The organism is Streptomyces sp. NPDC050085, from assembly GCF_044460595.1.
In the GTDB taxonomy this organism is placed as follows: Bacteria; Actinomycetota; Actinomycetes; order Streptomycetales; family Streptomycetaceae; genus Streptomyces.
The window spans coordinates 625,142-639,543 of the sequence record NZ_JBITJZ010000005.1 but is presented as its reverse complement, the minus strand read 5'-3'; the positions used below and the strand labels follow the sequence as shown (position 1 = coordinate 639,543).

Sequence of the window (14,402 nt, the reverse complement as noted above, 5' to 3'; positions counted from 1 at the left end):
AGGCATCATGGAAAGGAGGGGAGATGACGGCCATGCCCCACCTGATACGCACGGGTGACGAGCCGGTCACCGCCCGCAGCCCCCTGCGGCTGCGGCTCGGCCTGGCCCTGTTCGGCCTGGTCTGGACGGTGTTCGGCACCGTCGCCTTCCTGCTGGCGCACCGCCCGTGGTGGGCGCTGGCCTGCGGGGTGCTGTGGCTGGTCACGACGGTCGACCTGTTCCTGATCCTGCGCCACATCCGCCAGGGCCCGCACTACCAGCCGGGCCGCGACATACCGCCGTACAGGCGCTAGGGCCTGTACGGGCAAGTGGCGTCGTCAATCGCCGGTGGTGTCAGTCGTCGAACCGCGCCGCCGCCAGATACTCCGGCTGCGGATCGAGCGCGGCGGCGAGCCGGAAGTGGCGGCGGGCCTGCTGCGGCCGCGCCCAGCGCTCGTACGTGCGCGCCAGCGCGAAGTGCGCGAACGCGTTGTCCGGCTCGCGCTCCAGGACGATCGAGAACTCCAGCTCGGCAGCGCGCAGTTGGGCCGAGGCGAAGAAGGCGCGGGCCCTGAGCAGCCGGGCCGCCGTGTTCTCCGGGTGGGCCGCGATCACGTCGTCCAGAAGCTGCACCGCACCGCGCGGGTCGCGCGCGGCGAGCAGCTGCTCGGCGGCGCGGTAGTCGATGACGTGCGTCTCCGGGGTGGCCTCGGGCACGGTGGACTCCCTTCTGGTGTCGACGGTGTCACTCCCGTCAACACCACGGACCGTAGGGGCTATTCCTGCCCGCGGGCCGCACCGGGAACACCGGGGAGCGCCCGGTGCGGGATCGGCCCGGGTCAGCCCAGGGCCACCGCGAGCACCATCCCGGTCAGCACGAGAACCGCCCCGGCGATCATGAACCCGCGGTCGATGCCGGGCCGTTCCCCGCCGAGCACCACGGTCTCGCGCGGGTCATCGGTGTCGTACGCGAGCGTGACGACTCCCCCGGCGGGCAGCGGCCTGCGCTTGCTGGGCGGCACCGGCGAGACGACCTCCATCACGCGCCCGTCCACCGTCTCGAACTGCAGCAACGGCCGCTCGGAGCCCGGCTGCGGCTGCTTGACCAGGGCCTCCACCACGTTCCCCGCGGCCTGGATGCGGCGGGTGCGGCTGAGCCCGTACGCGCCCGCGAGGAGCGCGACGAGGCCGCCGACGGCGGTGCAGGCGGCCAGGACGATCACGCGGACGCGGCGCGCGCCCGGCGCACCAGGTCGGCCCAGACGGCGTCGACCTGCTCCGTGAGGCGCTCCAGCGGCACGTCGTTGTCGATCACCACGTCGGCGATCTCGCGGCGCTTGTCGCGACTGGCCTGCGCGGCCATCCGGGCCCGCGCGTCCTGCTCGCTCATGCCGCGCAGCCGGGTCAGCCGGTCGAGCTGCGTCTCGGGACTCGCGTCGACGACGATCACCAGGTCGTAGAGCGGCGCGAGGCCGTTCTCGGTGAGCAGCGGCACGTCGTGGACGACCACCGAATCGGGCTCGGCGGCGGCCTTGAGCTCGGCGGACCTGGCGCCCACCAGCGGGTGCACGATCTTGTTGAGCACGGCCAGCCGGTCGGGGTCGGCGAAGACGATCGACCCCAGCTTCGGCCGGTCCAGGCTCCCGTCCGGGGCGAGGACCTCGTCGCCGAACGCCTCGACGACGGCCGCGAGCCCGGGCGTACCGGGCTCGACGACCTCGCGGGCGATCTTGTCGGAGTCGATCAGAAGCGCACCGCGCTCCACCAGGAGTCTCGACACCTCGCTCTTGCCCGCGCCGATTCCTCCGGTCAAGCCCACCGACAACAAGTCCGTGCCTCCCACTCGCCTCGGCACCCCGCGGGTGCGGACGATCAGCAGACTAGTCGCCTTCGCGCTCGGCGAGGAACCTTTCGAATTCCTGCCCGATCTCGTCCGCCGACGGGATCTCCACCGGCTCCGCCAGCATGTTCCCCCGGGACTCGGCCCCGGCCGCGGCGTCGTACTGGTGCTCGAGGCCCTGGACGAGCGCGACCAGTTCCTCGTCGCCCTCCTGGATCTGACGGTCGATCTCCGTCTGCGTACGGTGTGCTTCCGTGCGCAGACCGTGCGCGATGCCCGGCAGGACCAGGCCGGTCGCGGCGGTGATCGCCTCCAGGACGGTGAGCGCGGCGTCGGGGTACGCGGACCGCGCGATGTAGTGCGGGACGTGGGCGGCGACGCCGAGGACGTCGAATCCGGCCTCCATCAGGCGGTACTCCACCAGCGCCTCCGCGCTGCCCGGCACCTGCGCCTCGTCGAAGGGGCTGCGGTGACCGGGGACCAGGTCCGTGCGGTTGCCGTGCGGGGTCAGGCCGACGGGCCGGGTGTGCGGGACGCCCATCGGGATCCCGTGGAAGTTCACCGCGAGCCGGACGCCGAGGCGCTCCATGACCTGCTGGACGGCCTCCGAGAACCGCTCCCACTCCACGTCCGGCTCCGGTCCTGACAGCAGCAGGAACGGCGCCCCGGTGGCGTCCTGGACGAGCCGCACCTCGATCGAGGGCACCTCGTAGTCGGTCCAGCGGTCGCGCTGGAACGTGAGCAGCGGGCGGCGCGCCCGGTAGTCCACCAGGCGGTCGTGGTCGAACCGCGCCACGACCTGGTGGGGCAGCGAGTCGAGGAGCCGGTCGACGATCTGGTCGCCGGTCTCACCCGCGTCGATGTATCCGTCGAAGTGGTAGAGCATGACAAGGCCGGCGGACTCCTGGGCGAGCGCCATGTCCACCACGGCGAGGCCCTTCGGCTCCCATGTGTACAAATCCTGCGCATCAAGCACTGTGACCGCTCCTCCTCGTGTTCATACGGGGAACGCACGGCAAGGGCGCGGGCATTCCCCGCCCGCGCCCTTTCTCAGCAGCCTCTTACACAGCGGTCAAGCGGAGCCGGAGTCCTTAACTCGCCATCACGCGCGCGTGCAGCTTGCTCACGGCCCGCCGCGCGGAGGTGAACGCCCCGTGCTGCCAGGCATCGGTGTAGCTCAGCCAGTCCCCCGCGAAGTACACGCGCCCGCCCGGCTCGTTGAGCGGCTTGTAGCGCACGTCGTCGGGCCCGCCGGGGGTGTTGTGCCAGGCGCCCTCCAGGTGCGGGGTCTGCCGCCAGTGGTGCGAGAACGACGAGGCAAGTTCGGTCCGGTACTTCTCGCCGTAGATCTTCACGCCCTGCGCGACGGCCCGCGCCTCCCGGGCCTTCGGCGTGAGCTTCGCGTACGCGTCGGCGTCGCCGCCGTAGTTGTAGTAGCCGATCATGACGCCGCGCTCGCCCTGGAAGCCGTACGACGGGTGCCAGATGTGGCTGAGGTCCATGTCGGTCTCGGTGATGCCGCCGTAGATCCCGTGGTCGAGCTCCCACCAGCGGGACCGGTACTCCAGGCCGATCTTCCCCGCGGACTGCGGGGTGATGGCCTCCAGGGCGCTCTGTACGCCGGAGCCGAGGTTGTGCGGGATCTTCGCGAGGATGTTGGGCGGCAGCGCGCCGACGCAGAAGTCGGCCTCGACGGACCGGGTGCGCCCGCCCTGTGTGTAGGTGACGCGCACCCCGTCGCCCTTGTCGGTGATGTTGCTGACGACGGCCCCGGTGCGCACCTTGTGGGCGCCTATGGCGCGGGTCAGCGCCTTGGGTATCTGGTCCATTCCGCCGACCGGCTGGAACATCAACATGGCCTGGTCGAAGCCGAATTCGAAGGAGAAGTAGCGTCCGACACCGCTCGCGAACACCTCCGACGCGGCCGGCACGTCGCCGAGGAGCACGCCCGGTGTACCGGTGGCGGCGGGCACGGTGGTGTAGCCGCGCCGCTCCCCGCCCTCGTACGTGAGCTTGTCGCCCAGTTCGCCGAAGTCCTTGAGGAACTCGACGAGCCGGTCCTGGTCGGCGACGGTCAACTCCATGTCGAGGGCGCCCTTGTCGCTCGCCTTGGCCAGGAGTTCCGACACGTATCCGTAGACGTCGGCCTTGGCGGTCCGGTACCGCATCGGCTTCGTCATGCCGGCGGACTCGTTGAAGATGTAGGCGTCGGCGTTGGTGTTCGTGAACACCTCGATGGGAACGCCGAGTTCGCGACAGTAGTCGAGCGTCACCATCCACTGCGGCAGCCTGGCAGGACCCGCGTTCATGTACTGCCCGTCGCTGAAGCGCGCGGTCTGCTTGTTGCCGTACAGGTCGACGGTCGAATCCCCGCCCCGCACGGTGAAGTTGCGCCCGCCGGTGCGGTCTCTCGCTTCGAGGACCGTACAGTCGTAGCCCGCCTTGCCCAGCTCGTACGCGGTGGCGAGGCCGGCGATGCCGCCGCCCACGATCACGACCTTGGCGGCGCCGCGCCCGGTCAGGGTGAAGTCCCCCGACTGCGGTGCCCGGTACGGGAGTTCACGCTGGGCGGCCTGCGCGGTGGGGGCGAGCCCCAGGGCTCCCATGGTGGCGAACATGGCGCCCGCGCCTCCGGTGAGCCCGACATTGCGGAGAAAGCCTCGCCGACTGGTCCCGGTGCCTGCCGTCTGCTGCTGTGCTGCTGCCATGTGCCCGGCTCCCTCACGATCCCGCGTGATCTTGCATGACGCGGAGATCCTGGCAACGCCCTGTTACGACACGACCGCAACTGTTGTATCCAGCATGTTTCTCTGTGCCCCGTCAGGGGCGCGGGGAACTGCGCGCTCAGCCACACACAGGGCGGCACCCGCGAACAAGGGGAAGCCCCCACGACGGGAGGGCGAAACAACAGTGGGCCCGCACCAAAAGGTGCGGGCCCACTGTCAACTACGTGCTAGCGCAGAGCGATTCAGCTCTGGCCGCCCGCCAGCTTCTCGCGCAGCGCGGCAAGCGCCTCGTCCGAAGCGAGCGCGCCCGAGGTGTCGTCCGACTCCGAGGAGTACGAACCGCCACCGGAGACGCCGGCCGGAGCCGCACCGGAGGCGCCGGCGACGGCACCCTCGGCCTCGGCCTGGGCGTCGGCCTCGCGGGACTTGATGACCTGAGCCTGGTGCTGCTCGAAGCGCTGCTGCGCCTCGGCGTACTGGGTCTCCCAGGCCTCGCGCTGGGTCTCGAAGCCCTCGAGCCAGTCGTTGGTCTCGGGGTCGAAGCCCTCGGGGTAGATGTAGTTGCCCTGGTCGTCGTAGGACGCGGCCATGCCGTACAGGGTCGGGTCGAACTCGACGGCCGACGGGTCGGCGCCGAAGGCCTCGTTGGCCTGCTTCAGCGAGAGGCTGATGCGACGACGCTCGAGGTCGATGTCGATGACCTTGACGAAGATCTCGTCGTTGACCTGGACGACCTGCTCCGGGATCTCCACGTGGCGCTCGGCCAGCTCGGAGATGTGGACCAGACCCTCGATGCCCTCGTCCACGCGGACGAACGCACCGAACGGAACCAGCTTCGTGACCTTACCCGGGACGACCTGGCCGATCTGGTGGGTACGGGCGAACTGCTGCCACGGGTCCTCCTGCGTCGCCTTCAGCGACAGGGAGACACGCTCGCGGTCCATGTCCACGTCGAGGACCTCGACGGTGACTTCCTGGCCGACCTCGACAACCTCGGACGGGTGGTCGATGTGCTTCCAGGACAGCTCGGAGACGTGCACCAGGCCGTCGACGCCACCCAGGTCCACGAAGGCACCGAAGTTGACGATGGAGGACACGACGCCGGAGCGGACCTGACCCTTCTGGAGGGTCGTGAGGAACGTCTGGCGGACCTCGGACTGGGTCTGCTCGAGCCAGGCACGGCGGGACAGGACCACGTTGTTGCGGTTCTTGTCCAGCTCGATGATCTTCGCCTCGAGCTCCTTGCCCACGTACGGCTGGAGGTCGCGAACGCGGCGCATCTCGACGAGGGAGGCCGGCAGGAAGCCACGGAGGCCGATGTCGAGGATGAGACCACCCTTGACGACCTCGATGACGGTACCGGTGACGATGCCGTCCTCTTCCTTGATCTTCTCGATGGTGCCCCAGGCACGCTCGTACTGAGCGCGCTTCTTCGAGAGGATCAGGCGGCCTTCCTTGTCCTCCTTCTGGAGAACCAGGGCCTCGATCTCGTCGCCGACCTTGACGACCTCATTGGGGTCGACGTCGTGCTTGATCGAGAGCTCGCGGCTCGGGATGACACCTTCGGTCTTGTAACCGATGTCGAGGAGAACCTCGTCCCGGTCAACCTTGACGATGACGCCGTCGACGATGTCGCCATCGTTGAAGTACTTGATCGTCTCGTCGATGGCGGCGAGGAAAGCTTCCTCGTTACCGATGTCGTTGACCGCAACCTGCGGGGTGGTGGCGGTGGTCTCGGTGCTGCTCGTCATGTGGGAAAGGGCTCCGGCGGACATTGAAGTCGGTGGGTACTGCTACGCCGGGAGCCTGTTTCGCACCGAAGAAGCCGGACAGCCTAGGAAGCACCAACCCGTGAACCGGGAGGCGCCTCGACAACCGAGGGGACATGCAACAGATGCGAGCACAGCCTGCTATGTCTGAGGTGCGCAGGCCCGCAGCGCAACTTGTAGCATACGGGGGCAGCCGGACAGGGTCAATGCGCGAAGTCGCACACCCGGGGCGGAACGCCACATACCCGGCACAAAACCTGTCGCACGAGGCTACGAGGGCCGCAGAGCCCGCTCCAGAAGCCCTCTCCGCGACGGGTTGGACGGAAGAGGCCGCAGACTAGTACGAGGGAGCCGATCATCCAAGAGTCCGGACCAATCGAAGCGTACGAGCCCGGAGCGTCGGTGGACGACGACTCGACGGCGACGCGGCGTGACGCGGGCACCACGGAGAGTGCGCGGGCCAACCGCGGCTGGTGGGACCGGAACGCGGACGACTATCAGGTCGAGCACGGCACGTTCCTCGGCGACGACCGGTTCGTGTGGGGCCCCGAGGGCCTGGACGAGGTGGAGGCCGAACTGCTCGGTCCCGCCGAGGAACTGGCGGGCAAGGACGTCCTGGAGATCGGGGCGGGCGCCGCGCAGTGCTCGCGCTGGCTCGCCGCGCAGGGTGCGCGGCCGGTCGCCCTCGACCTCTCGCACCGCCAGCTGCAGCACGCGCTGCGCATCGACGGCGGGAAGGTGCCGCTGGTGGAGGCGGACGCCGGGGCGCTCCCCTTCCTCGACGGCTCCTTCGACCTGGCCTGCTCCGCGTACGGTGCGCTCCCCTTTGTCGCGGACCCGGTGAAGGTGCTGCGCGAGGTGCACCGGGTGCTGCGGCCCGGCGGCCGGTTCGTCTTCTCCGTCACGCACCCGATCCGCTGGGCGTTCCCGGACGAGCCCGGGCCCGAGGGGCTGAGCGTCTCGGCCTCGTACTTCGACCGCACTCCTTATGTGGAGCAGGACGAGGAGGGACGGGCCGTGTACGTCGAGCACCACCGCACGGTCGGCGACCGGGTGCGCGACGTCGTGGCCGGCGGATTCCGGCTCGTGGACCTCGTGGAGCCGGAGTGGCCCGCGTGGAACACCCAGGAGTGGGGCGGCTGGTCCCCCCTGCGCGGAAACCTGATCCCGGGCTCGGCGATCTTCGTGTGCGAGCGCGACTGACCCGCCGCCTGTCCCCTTAGTCCACCGGTCCGGCCGTCGGGTCGGCCGTCAGCCACGCGGTCACCAGCAGCTCGGCCGCCTTCCTGCCGCCGTGCTGCTTGATGAGGCCTTCCTTCGCCGCGCCCCTGACGAGGACCGTGCTGCCCCCGACGGTTCCGGCGGGCGTGACGGTGAGCGTGACGACGGCCGGATTGAGGCCGCCCGCTCCGGTGCCGACGACGCCGCGGACCGCGCTGCCGCCGCCGGGGGCGGTGCCGGTGGCCGTGTCAGTGGCCAGGGCCTGGCCGTGCGCGGCGAGCAGGTGCTGTGCGTGGGACAGGGCGGAGTGCGCGGCGAGGTCCGTCTCGAGGCGGATTTCGTGTACGTCCTTCTTCAGGCGCTTGGCCGTGAAGCGGGCGCCTGCTCCTGCGCCGCCCGCGGCGTTCCCGAGCCGGCCGATCAGTTCGATGAGGGTCGCGTCTTCGTCGGGCAGTGGCATGCGTCGAGCGTAGGGGCGTGCTGGAGACTGAGGGAGTGATCCGCAGCGACCTTCTCGATCAGTTGCCCGTACGGTCCGCGCTGCCCGCTCTGCGGGATGCGCTCGACGCCGACGGGGCGGCGGTGCTCGTCGCGCCACCGGGCACCGGCAAGACGACGCTCGTGCCGCTGGTGCTCGCCGGGCTCGTGGACGCGGACGCTCCCGTGCGCCGGGTCGTGGTCGCCGAACCGCGGCGGATCGCGGCGCGGGCGGCCGCCCGGCGGATGGCGTGGCTGCTGGGCGAGAAGGTCGGGGAGCGCGTGGGGTACACGGTGCGCGGCGAGCGCCTGGTCGGGCCGCGGACGTGCGTGGAGGTCGTGACGACGGGGGTGCTGCTGCAACGGCTGCAGCGGGACCAGGAGTTGGCGGGCGTCGACGCGGTCGTGCTCGACGAGGTGCACGAGCGGCACCTGGACGCGGACACCGTCGCCGCGTTCCTGTGCGACGTACGAGAGGCGCTGCGGCCGGAGTTGGAGCTGGTCGCGGCGTCGGCGACGACGGACGCGGAGGGGTGGGCGGGGCTGCTCGGGGGCGTGCGGGTCGTCGAGGCGCAGGGCGTCTCGCACCCGGTGGAGGTGGTGTGGGCGCCGCCCGCGCGTCCGGTGCGGCCGCCGCACGGGATGCGGGTGGACCCGGCGTTGCTGACGCACGTGGCCGCGACGGTGCGGCGGGCGCTCGGCGAGCGGGACGGGGACGTGCTGTGCTTTCTGCCCGGGGTCGGTGAAATCGCCCGTGTCGCCGGGCAGTTGGGGCAGCTCGGCGACGTGGAGGTCCTGCAGGTGCACGGGCGGGCACCCGCGGCCGTGCAGGACGCGGTGCTCTCGGCGGGGACGCGGCGCCGGGTGGTCCTCGCGACGGCCGTCGCGGAGTCGTCCCTGACCGTGCCGGGCGTGCGGGTCGTGGTGGACGCGGGGCTCGCGCGGGAGCCGCGGGTGGATCACGCGCGGGGGCTGAGCGCGCTGACGACCGTACGGGCTTCGCGGGCGGCCGGGGCGCAGCGGGCGGGGCGGGCGGGACGTGAGGCGCCGGGGACGGTGTACCGCTGCTGGGACGAGGCGGAGGACGGGCGTCTTCCGCGGTTCCCGTCGCCGGAGATCAAGGTGGCGGATCTGACGGCGTTCGCGCTGCAGGCCGCGTGCTGGGGCGATCCGGACGCGGCGCGCCTTGCGCTGCTCGACGCTCCGCCCGGCGGGGCGATGGCCGCGGCCCGTTCGGTGTTGTCGGCGGTCGGGGCTGTCGAATACGGCGTCTCCGGCTCGGGGCGGGTGTCCGAGCGCGGGGTGCGGCTCGCGCGGCTCGGGTTGCATCCTCGGCTGGGGCGGGCGTTGCTCGATGCCGCGCCCGTGGTGTCCCCGAAGCGGGCGGCGGAGGTTGTCGCGCTGCTGAGTGAGGAGCCGCCGCGGGAGTACGGGGACGACCTGGGCTCGGCGTTGCGGGTCGCTCGGCGTGGGGGTGACGCCTATGCCCGGCGATGGGGTGCCGAGGTTCGGCGGCTTTCCCGGCTCGTCGGGGAAACCGCGCCTGCGGCGCGGGAGTTCACCCTCCCATCCGCCCAACTCTCCGCAGCAGAAAGCGACGGGAAGGGCGGCTCAGGCAACGGCTCCGACAACAGCTCCGACGATCACGTCGCCGGGCTCGTCGCCGCGCTCGCCTTTCCCGAGCGCATCGCCCGCCGCTCGGGCGGCTCCTACTTGATGGTGTCCGGGACCCGTGCCGACGTTCCGGAGGGTTCCGCGCTGGGGCATGCCGACTGGGTCGCCGTGGCGGTGGCCGACCGGCCGGTCGGGGCCGGGCACGCGCGCGTGCGGCTCGGGGCGGTCGTGGACGAGGAGGTGGCGCGGTGGGCGGCGGACTCCCTGCACGCCGAGGGCGACGAAGTCGCTTGGGCGGACGGGGAGTTGGTGGCCCGGCACGTGTCCAGGCTCGGGGCCGTGGAGCTGGCCGTGCGGCCGTTGAAGGAGGCCGCGCCCGGTCTCGTACGGGACGCTCTGCTGGAGGGGCTGCGGCGCGAGGGGCTCGGACTGCTGCGGTGGGACCGGGACGCGGAGGTGCTGCGGCAGCGGATGGCGTTCGTGCGGCGGCAGGCCGGGGAGCCGTGGCCCGAGATGGACGACGAGGCGCTGCTGGCCCGGGCGGACGACTGGCTGGAGCCGGAGTTGGGCGCGGCGCGGCGCCGGGCCGATCTGGGGCGGATCGACGCGGGGCAGGCGCTGCGGCGGCTGCTGCCGTGGGCGAGCGGTGCGGCACAGCGGTTCGACGAGCTGGCGCCGGAGCGGATCGAGGTGCCGAGCGGGTCGCGGGTGCGGGTGGACTACTCCGATCCCGAACAGCCGGTGCTGGCCGTGAAGTTGCAGGAGATGTTCGGGCTGAGTCAGACGCCGCGGGTGAGCGGCGTCCCTGTGCTCGTGCATCTGCTGTCCCCGGCGGGCCGGCCCGCCGCCGTCACCGCGGACCTGGTGTCGTTCTGGCGTGACGGCTACCGCGCGGTGCGGGCCGATCTGCGCGGCCGCTATCCGCGGCACCCGTGGCCCGAGGACCCGGCGACCGCGCAGCCGACGCGGCGGACCAACCCGCGCCGCTGACCGGGCCGGGCGGCCGCCGGTCAAAGGCAGGCCTCTCAGACCCCGGCCGGTTGCGGCTCCTGCACCGGGACGGACTCCGGCTCCCCCGGGCGGCGGCTGCGGGCCTCGAGCCACAGGGCGAGGGCGAGCAGCAGCACCCCGAGGATCAGGAAGCCCCACGGCAGGTACGAGGTGAGCAGCAGGACCAGGGTGCGCTGGGACTTGACCAGATCGACGGTGGACTTGATGAAGTCCTCGCGGATCTTCACGTCACCGGCGAACGCGGTGACCTTGCCCCGGTCGCCGACCAGGGAGCCGCCGCGCATCTCCTCCTTGTGCTTCTCCTCGCCGAAGACGGGGGCGCCGGTCGTGGGGTCGACGAGGAAGGTGCGCTCGGTCGTGTACCACATCTTGGTGCCGGAGTTGGCGAGGTCCTTCTGCGTGATGTTCGGGACGGGCAGCTTCTTGGGGAAGGGGACCTCCATCCACGGGATGGTCTGCTCGAAGCGGTAGACCTTGACGCCGCGGAACGTCTCGGTGCCCTTGTAGTGGATGGGCCGGGTGATGCGGGCGCGGGAGTCGAAGTACTCGTAGTCCCGCTTCTCCGTCAGGAACGGCCACTTGAACTCGATGCCCTCGCGGGTGACCGGGTCGCCGTCGACGGATTCACCGGTGGCGTGCACGGGCTCCTGACTGTGGGCGTCGAAGATGTAGCGCTCGGGGATCTGCGTGACGTACTTCCCGTCGGGGCCCACGACGTAGGCGAGTGCGTCCCAGACGACCACGTCGCGCCCGGCGCTCTTCTCGATCTTGTCGGACTCCTCGACGTTGCCCTTGAGGGTCTGGACGACGGTGAGTTTGGGGACCTGGCGCACCTGCATCGAGCCGTAGTCGATGAGGGTCGCGTTCTTCGCTTCCAGGACCATCGTCTGGTACTGGTTCGGCGGGATCTTCGCCAGGCGCGGGAACGCGTACCAGCGCATCAGCGGGGACATCGCCGTGAAGAACACGGCGAAGGCGAGCAGGATCAGGCTGGCCTTGCGGCGCATCTCGGCGGCCCTCCTCAACTACGGTCGCGCTAGGGGTGTTTGGGGATGGTGGTCAGGAGCGGTTTGGGGGACGTCTTGCCGGGCGGGGCGCCGATCGCCGTGATGGTGAGAACCAGGGCGAGAGCGACGGCGAGTCCGATCGACGCGGCGATGAGGGCGCGCATGTCCGACCTCCCTGCAACCGTGCGACACACGGGATCCAATGGAATCTGATGAGGCGTCAGGCCTCTGGGTCGGTGCACCGTAGCAATGCCGGGCCCAGATGAGAACACGTTGTACACACGACGAAGCCCCCCGGTCCCGTGGGACCGGAGGGCCTGGTGTGTCGCCCGGGTGTCAGGCGTTACGCGGAGGGGCTCGCCGACTCCGACGGGCTCGCGGAACCGCCGCCGCTCGGGGCCGCGGTCACCTTCAGCTCGACGGTGAGCGTCGCGCCGCCCGTCGTGTTGATCCGCAGCAGGAACGTGCCGGTGGCGTCGTCCGCGTACAGCTTGGGCAGCTTGAGCAGGCCGCCCTTGTCGGTCTTGAGGTCCTTGAGGGTGCGGACCGTCTTGCCGTCGGCGTCCTTGAAGTACGGGCCCTTGTCGGCCTCGGTCGCGTCGTCGGCGGACTTGATGAGGGTGGCGGTCGCGGCGACCGAGTCGGCGACCGCGCCGCCGTACGTCGCCTTCACCTCGACGGCGTCGGCGAACTCGCCGCCCGCGACGCAGCTGAGCTCCTTGTCGCTGGTGCGCACCAGCTTGTCGGCGGCGCGCGCGGTGACGGTCGCGGTGTAGTCGAGGCCCGGCAGGGAGCGGCCGATGACGGTGGCGCGGACCGTGAAGTCGCCGGTCGTCTCGCCCGCGACGAGCTTGGGCGCGGTGGCCACGCCCGCGCTGTTCGTGGTGACGAGGGCGTTGGTGGAGCCGTCCGCGAACCGCGCGTCCGTCGTGCCGACGATCGCGAACCGCACCTGCACCCGGGCGACGCCCGTGCCCTTGGCGTTCGTCGGGCGCACCGCGACCTGCTCGCCGAAGGTGTCGCCCGCCATGGCGCTGAGCTTGCCGGTCTTCGCGTCGGTGAGCTTGGTGACGGTCGACACCGGGGTGGCGGGCGGAGTGGTGGGCGGGGTGGTCGGCGGATCGGTCGGGTCGGGCGAGCCGGAGCCGCCCGAACCGCCGGAGCCGGGCGTGGTCGTGCCGGGGTTCGGCGTCGACGTGGCGGGCGGGGTGCTGGCCGACGGGGACGGCGAGGGCGACGGGGAGGCGCCCGAACCCGAGCCGCTGCCGCCGCTGGTCGGGTACTTGGGCAGCACGCCCGTACCGTTCGGCACCTGGTGCACGCCCTTGCGGTAGTACTCCAGCCAGGACAGGACGGTGTTGAGGTAGTCCGTGGACCGGTTGTAGCTGAGGATCGCCGAGTTCAGGTCGTTGGCGTCGGACAGGTCCCAGCCGTTGCGGCACAGGTAATGGCCGGTGGCGAGGGCCGCGTCGTAGATGTTGTTCGGGTCCTTCTTGCCGTCGCCGTTGCCGTCGCGGCCCGCCCATTCCCAGGTGGAGGGGATGAACTGCATGGGGCCCACGGCGCGGTCGTGGACCGTGTCGCCGTCGAAGAGGCCGCCGTCGGTGTCGCTGATGTTCGCGAAGCCCACCCCGTTCAGGACCGGGCCGAGGATGGGGGAGATCGTCGTCCCGTTCGCGTCCACGTTGCCGCCGCGGGCCTGGCCCGACTCGACCTTGCCGATCGCGGCGAGCAGCTGCCAGGGCAGGTTGCAGCCCGGCTTGGAGCTCGCGAGCTCGGCCTCGGCCTTCTTGTACGCGTCCAGGACGGTGGAGGGTATGCCCGCCTCGGCGTCGCCGCCTGCGCCCGAGCCCGGCGTGGTGGTCGGGGTGTCGGTGGGGCTGTCGAGGGGCGGCAGATCGGTGAAGTAGTCGGGTCCGGTCGCCGTGTCCGGCGTCGGCTCGTCGGTCCGGTCCGCGGTGGACTGGCCGCCCGCCTGCGGAACGGTCACGCCCGGGGCCTGGGACGCGGAGAGCGCCGCCACCGCCGCGGCCGCGACCGCCGCCGTCATCGCACCCCTGCGCAGCCGCTTGCCGAATACCGCCGCCATGCCGCGAACCCCTCCGTAGACACCGTCGTCCTACGCTCCCCAGCGCACGGACGCAGCCGACACTACGACAACTTCCGCCGCGCAGACACCCGTTCGTGCCCGTTATCTCCAGATTGGTCGCGTACGCGTTGTCGTACCCTTCGGCGCCTGCCGTTCCTGTTCTCCGGGGGGTCGCGTGCCGTTCACGATCAGTCATGCCGCTGCGGTGCTGCCCTTCGTACGGCGCGACCGGTCGGGGCGGGGGCGGTCCCCGGGGCGATGGAGTTCGGCGACGTGACGCACTCCTTCGCGGGCGTGCTCACCGTCGACGTGCCGATCGCGCTCGCCCTCGTGGGCCTGTGGCACCTGGTCCGCGATCCGCTGTTCGCGCTGCTGGCCGGTGTGCTGGTACGTCTCCGTGGTGCTCGGGGCGACGACGCACGTGGTGTGGGACGCGTTCACGCACCCCGGCCGCCGGGGCGTGCGCCTGATCCCGGCGCTCGGCGAGAACGTCGGCGGCTCACCGCTCTACTGGTAGGCGCAGTACGGGAGTTCGGCCCTTGCGCTGGTCCTGATCGCGGTGTTCGTGTGGCGGGTCCGGGCGGCCTGGTCCGCGTCCGGTCCCGCCGTGGCCGCGGCCTCGCCCCGCGAGCGCCTGCTCGCGCTCGTCCTGATCGGCGGGTGCGCGTG

General features: G+C 71.3%; 14 protein-coding genes. 4 read left to right on the top strand and 10 right to left on the bottom strand.

What is annotated here, in order from left to right:
- Nucleotides 1-23: 23 nt before the first annotated feature.
- Complete coding sequence (locus ACIBUY_RS22535) at nt 24-293, top strand: DUF6343 family protein (RefSeq protein WP_399153433.1); 270 nt, start codon at nt 24-26, stop codon at nt 291-293.
- A gap of 40 nt (nt 294-333) precedes the next feature.
- On the opposite strand, the gene ACIBUY_RS22530 is transcribed toward ACIBUY_RS22535, so the two are convergent.
- The 6 genes from ACIBUY_RS22530 to rpsA all read right to left on the bottom strand — a co-directional run bounded on the left by ACIBUY_RS22530 (nt 334) and on the right by rpsA (nt 6,296).
- A complete protein-coding gene (locus ACIBUY_RS22530; protein ID WP_365564096.1) occupies nt 334-696 on the bottom strand; it encodes a tetratricopeptide repeat protein in 363 nt (120 codons plus the stop codon).
- 122 nt (nt 697-818) lie between these two features.
- Nucleotides 819-1,202 carry a DUF3592 domain-containing protein gene (locus ACIBUY_RS22525; protein WP_365564099.1) on the bottom strand — a complete coding sequence of 128 codons (384 nt, stop codon included), beginning with the start codon at nt 1,200-1,202 and terminating at the stop codon, nt 819-821.
- Nucleotides 1,199-1,807 carry a dephospho-CoA kinase gene (coaE, locus tag ACIBUY_RS22520; protein WP_365564596.1) on the bottom strand — a complete coding sequence of 203 codons (609 nt, stop codon included), beginning with the start codon at nt 1,805-1,807 and terminating at the stop codon, nt 1,199-1,201. The genes ACIBUY_RS22525 and coaE overlap by 4 nt, the downstream gene beginning before the upstream one ends.
- 52 nt (nt 1,808-1,859) lie before the next feature.
- A complete protein-coding gene (locus ACIBUY_RS22515; protein ID WP_399153432.1) occupies nt 1,860-2,795 on the bottom strand; it encodes a PAC2 family protein in 936 nt (311 codons plus the stop codon).
- A gap of 115 nt (nt 2,796-2,910) precedes the next feature.
- On the bottom strand, nt 2,911-4,437 hold the full coding sequence (locus ACIBUY_RS22510; RefSeq protein ID WP_399153498.1) for a flavin monoamine oxidase family protein: 1,527 nt from the start codon (nt 4,435-4,437) through the stop codon (nt 2,911-2,913).
- A gap of 350 nt (nt 4,438-4,787) precedes the next feature.
- On the bottom strand, nt 4,788-6,296 hold the full coding sequence (gene rpsA, locus ACIBUY_RS22505; RefSeq protein WP_365564104.1) for a 30S ribosomal protein S1: 1,509 nt from the start codon (nt 6,294-6,296) through the stop codon (nt 4,788-4,790).
- A gap of 372 nt (nt 6,297-6,668) precedes the next feature.
- Between rpsA and ACIBUY_RS22500 the strand changes: the two genes are divergently transcribed.
- Nucleotides 6,669-7,517, top strand: a complete 849-nt coding sequence (locus ACIBUY_RS22500; protein ID WP_399153497.1) for a class I SAM-dependent methyltransferase — start codon at nt 6,669-6,671, stop codon at nt 7,515-7,517.
- Nucleotides 7,518-7,533: 16 nt separating this feature from the next.
- Here the strand turns inward: ACIBUY_RS22500 and ACIBUY_RS22495 are convergent, their stop codons facing one another.
- Nucleotides 7,534-7,995 (bottom strand): hypothetical protein, encoded by a 462-nt coding sequence (locus tag ACIBUY_RS22495; protein WP_365564109.1) that lies wholly within the window; start codon nt 7,993-7,995, stop codon nt 7,534-7,536.
- A 35-nt stretch (nt 7,996-8,030) separates the two neighbouring features.
- Between ACIBUY_RS22495 and hrpB the strand changes: the two genes are divergently transcribed.
- Complete coding sequence (gene hrpB / locus ACIBUY_RS22490; protein WP_399153496.1) at nt 8,031-10,616, top strand: ATP-dependent helicase HrpB; 2,586 nt, start codon at nt 8,031-8,033, stop codon at nt 10,614-10,616.
- A 35-nt stretch (nt 10,617-10,651) separates the two neighbouring features.
- Here the strand turns inward: hrpB and ACIBUY_RS22485 are convergent, their stop codons facing one another.
- The 3 genes from ACIBUY_RS22485 to ACIBUY_RS22475 form a co-directional block, all read right to left on the bottom strand.
- The gene (locus ACIBUY_RS22485) at nt 10,652-11,644 is read right to left on the bottom strand and encodes a DUF3068 domain-containing protein (RefSeq protein ID WP_365564112.1); all 993 of its coding nucleotides are present in this window, start codon (nt 11,642-11,644) and stop codon (nt 10,652-10,654) included.
- Between the two features lie 29 nt (nt 11,645-11,673).
- Complete coding sequence (locus ACIBUY_RS22480) at nt 11,674-11,808, bottom strand: SPW_0924 family protein (protein WP_365564115.1); 135 nt, start codon at nt 11,806-11,808, stop codon at nt 11,674-11,676.
- 179 nt (nt 11,809-11,987) lie between these two features.
- Nucleotides 11,988-13,733, bottom strand: a complete 1,746-nt coding sequence (locus ACIBUY_RS22475) for a lytic murein transglycosylase (RefSeq protein ID WP_399153431.1) — start codon at nt 13,731-13,733, stop codon at nt 11,988-11,990.
- A 355-nt stretch (nt 13,734-14,088) separates the two neighbouring features.
- Here ACIBUY_RS22475 and ACIBUY_RS22470 point away from each other — a divergent pair, with 355 nt between their 5' ends.
- The gene (locus tag ACIBUY_RS22470; RefSeq protein ID WP_365564602.1) at nt 14,089-14,250 is read left to right on the top strand and encodes a DUF4184 family protein; all 162 of its coding nucleotides are present in this window, start codon (nt 14,089-14,091) and stop codon (nt 14,248-14,250) included.
- Nucleotides 14,251-14,402: the final 152 nt, after the last annotated feature.

What these genes read in the sequence shown, in the direction of transcription:
- rpsA (WP_365564104.1), bottom strand. Translation starts at nt 6,296, where the DNA reads ATGACGAGCAGCACCGAGACCACCGCCACCACCCCGCAGGTTGCGGTC.
- ACIBUY_RS22485 (WP_365564112.1), bottom strand. Translation starts at nt 11,644, where the DNA reads ATGCGCCGCAAGGCCAGCCTGATCCTGCTCGCCTTCGCCGTGTTCTTC.
- ACIBUY_RS22495 (WP_365564109.1), bottom strand. Translation starts at nt 7,995, where the DNA reads ATGCCACTGCCCGACGAAGACGCGACCCTCATCGAACTGATCGGCCGG.
- ACIBUY_RS22510 (WP_399153498.1), bottom strand. Translation starts at nt 4,437, where the DNA reads ATGTTCGCCACCATGGGAGCCCTGGGGCTCGCCCCCACCGCGCAGGCC.
- ACIBUY_RS22480 (WP_365564115.1), bottom strand. Translation starts at nt 11,808, where the DNA reads ATGCGCGCCCTCATCGCCGCGTCGATCGGACTCGCCGTCGCTCTCGCC.
- ACIBUY_RS22535 (WP_399153433.1), top strand. Translation starts at nt 24, where the DNA reads ATGACGGCCATGCCCCACCTGATACGCACGGGTGACGAGCCGGTCACC.
- ACIBUY_RS22475 (WP_399153431.1), bottom strand. Translation starts at nt 13,733, where the DNA reads ATGGCGGCGGTATTCGGCAAGCGGCTGCGCAGGGGTGCGATGACGGCG.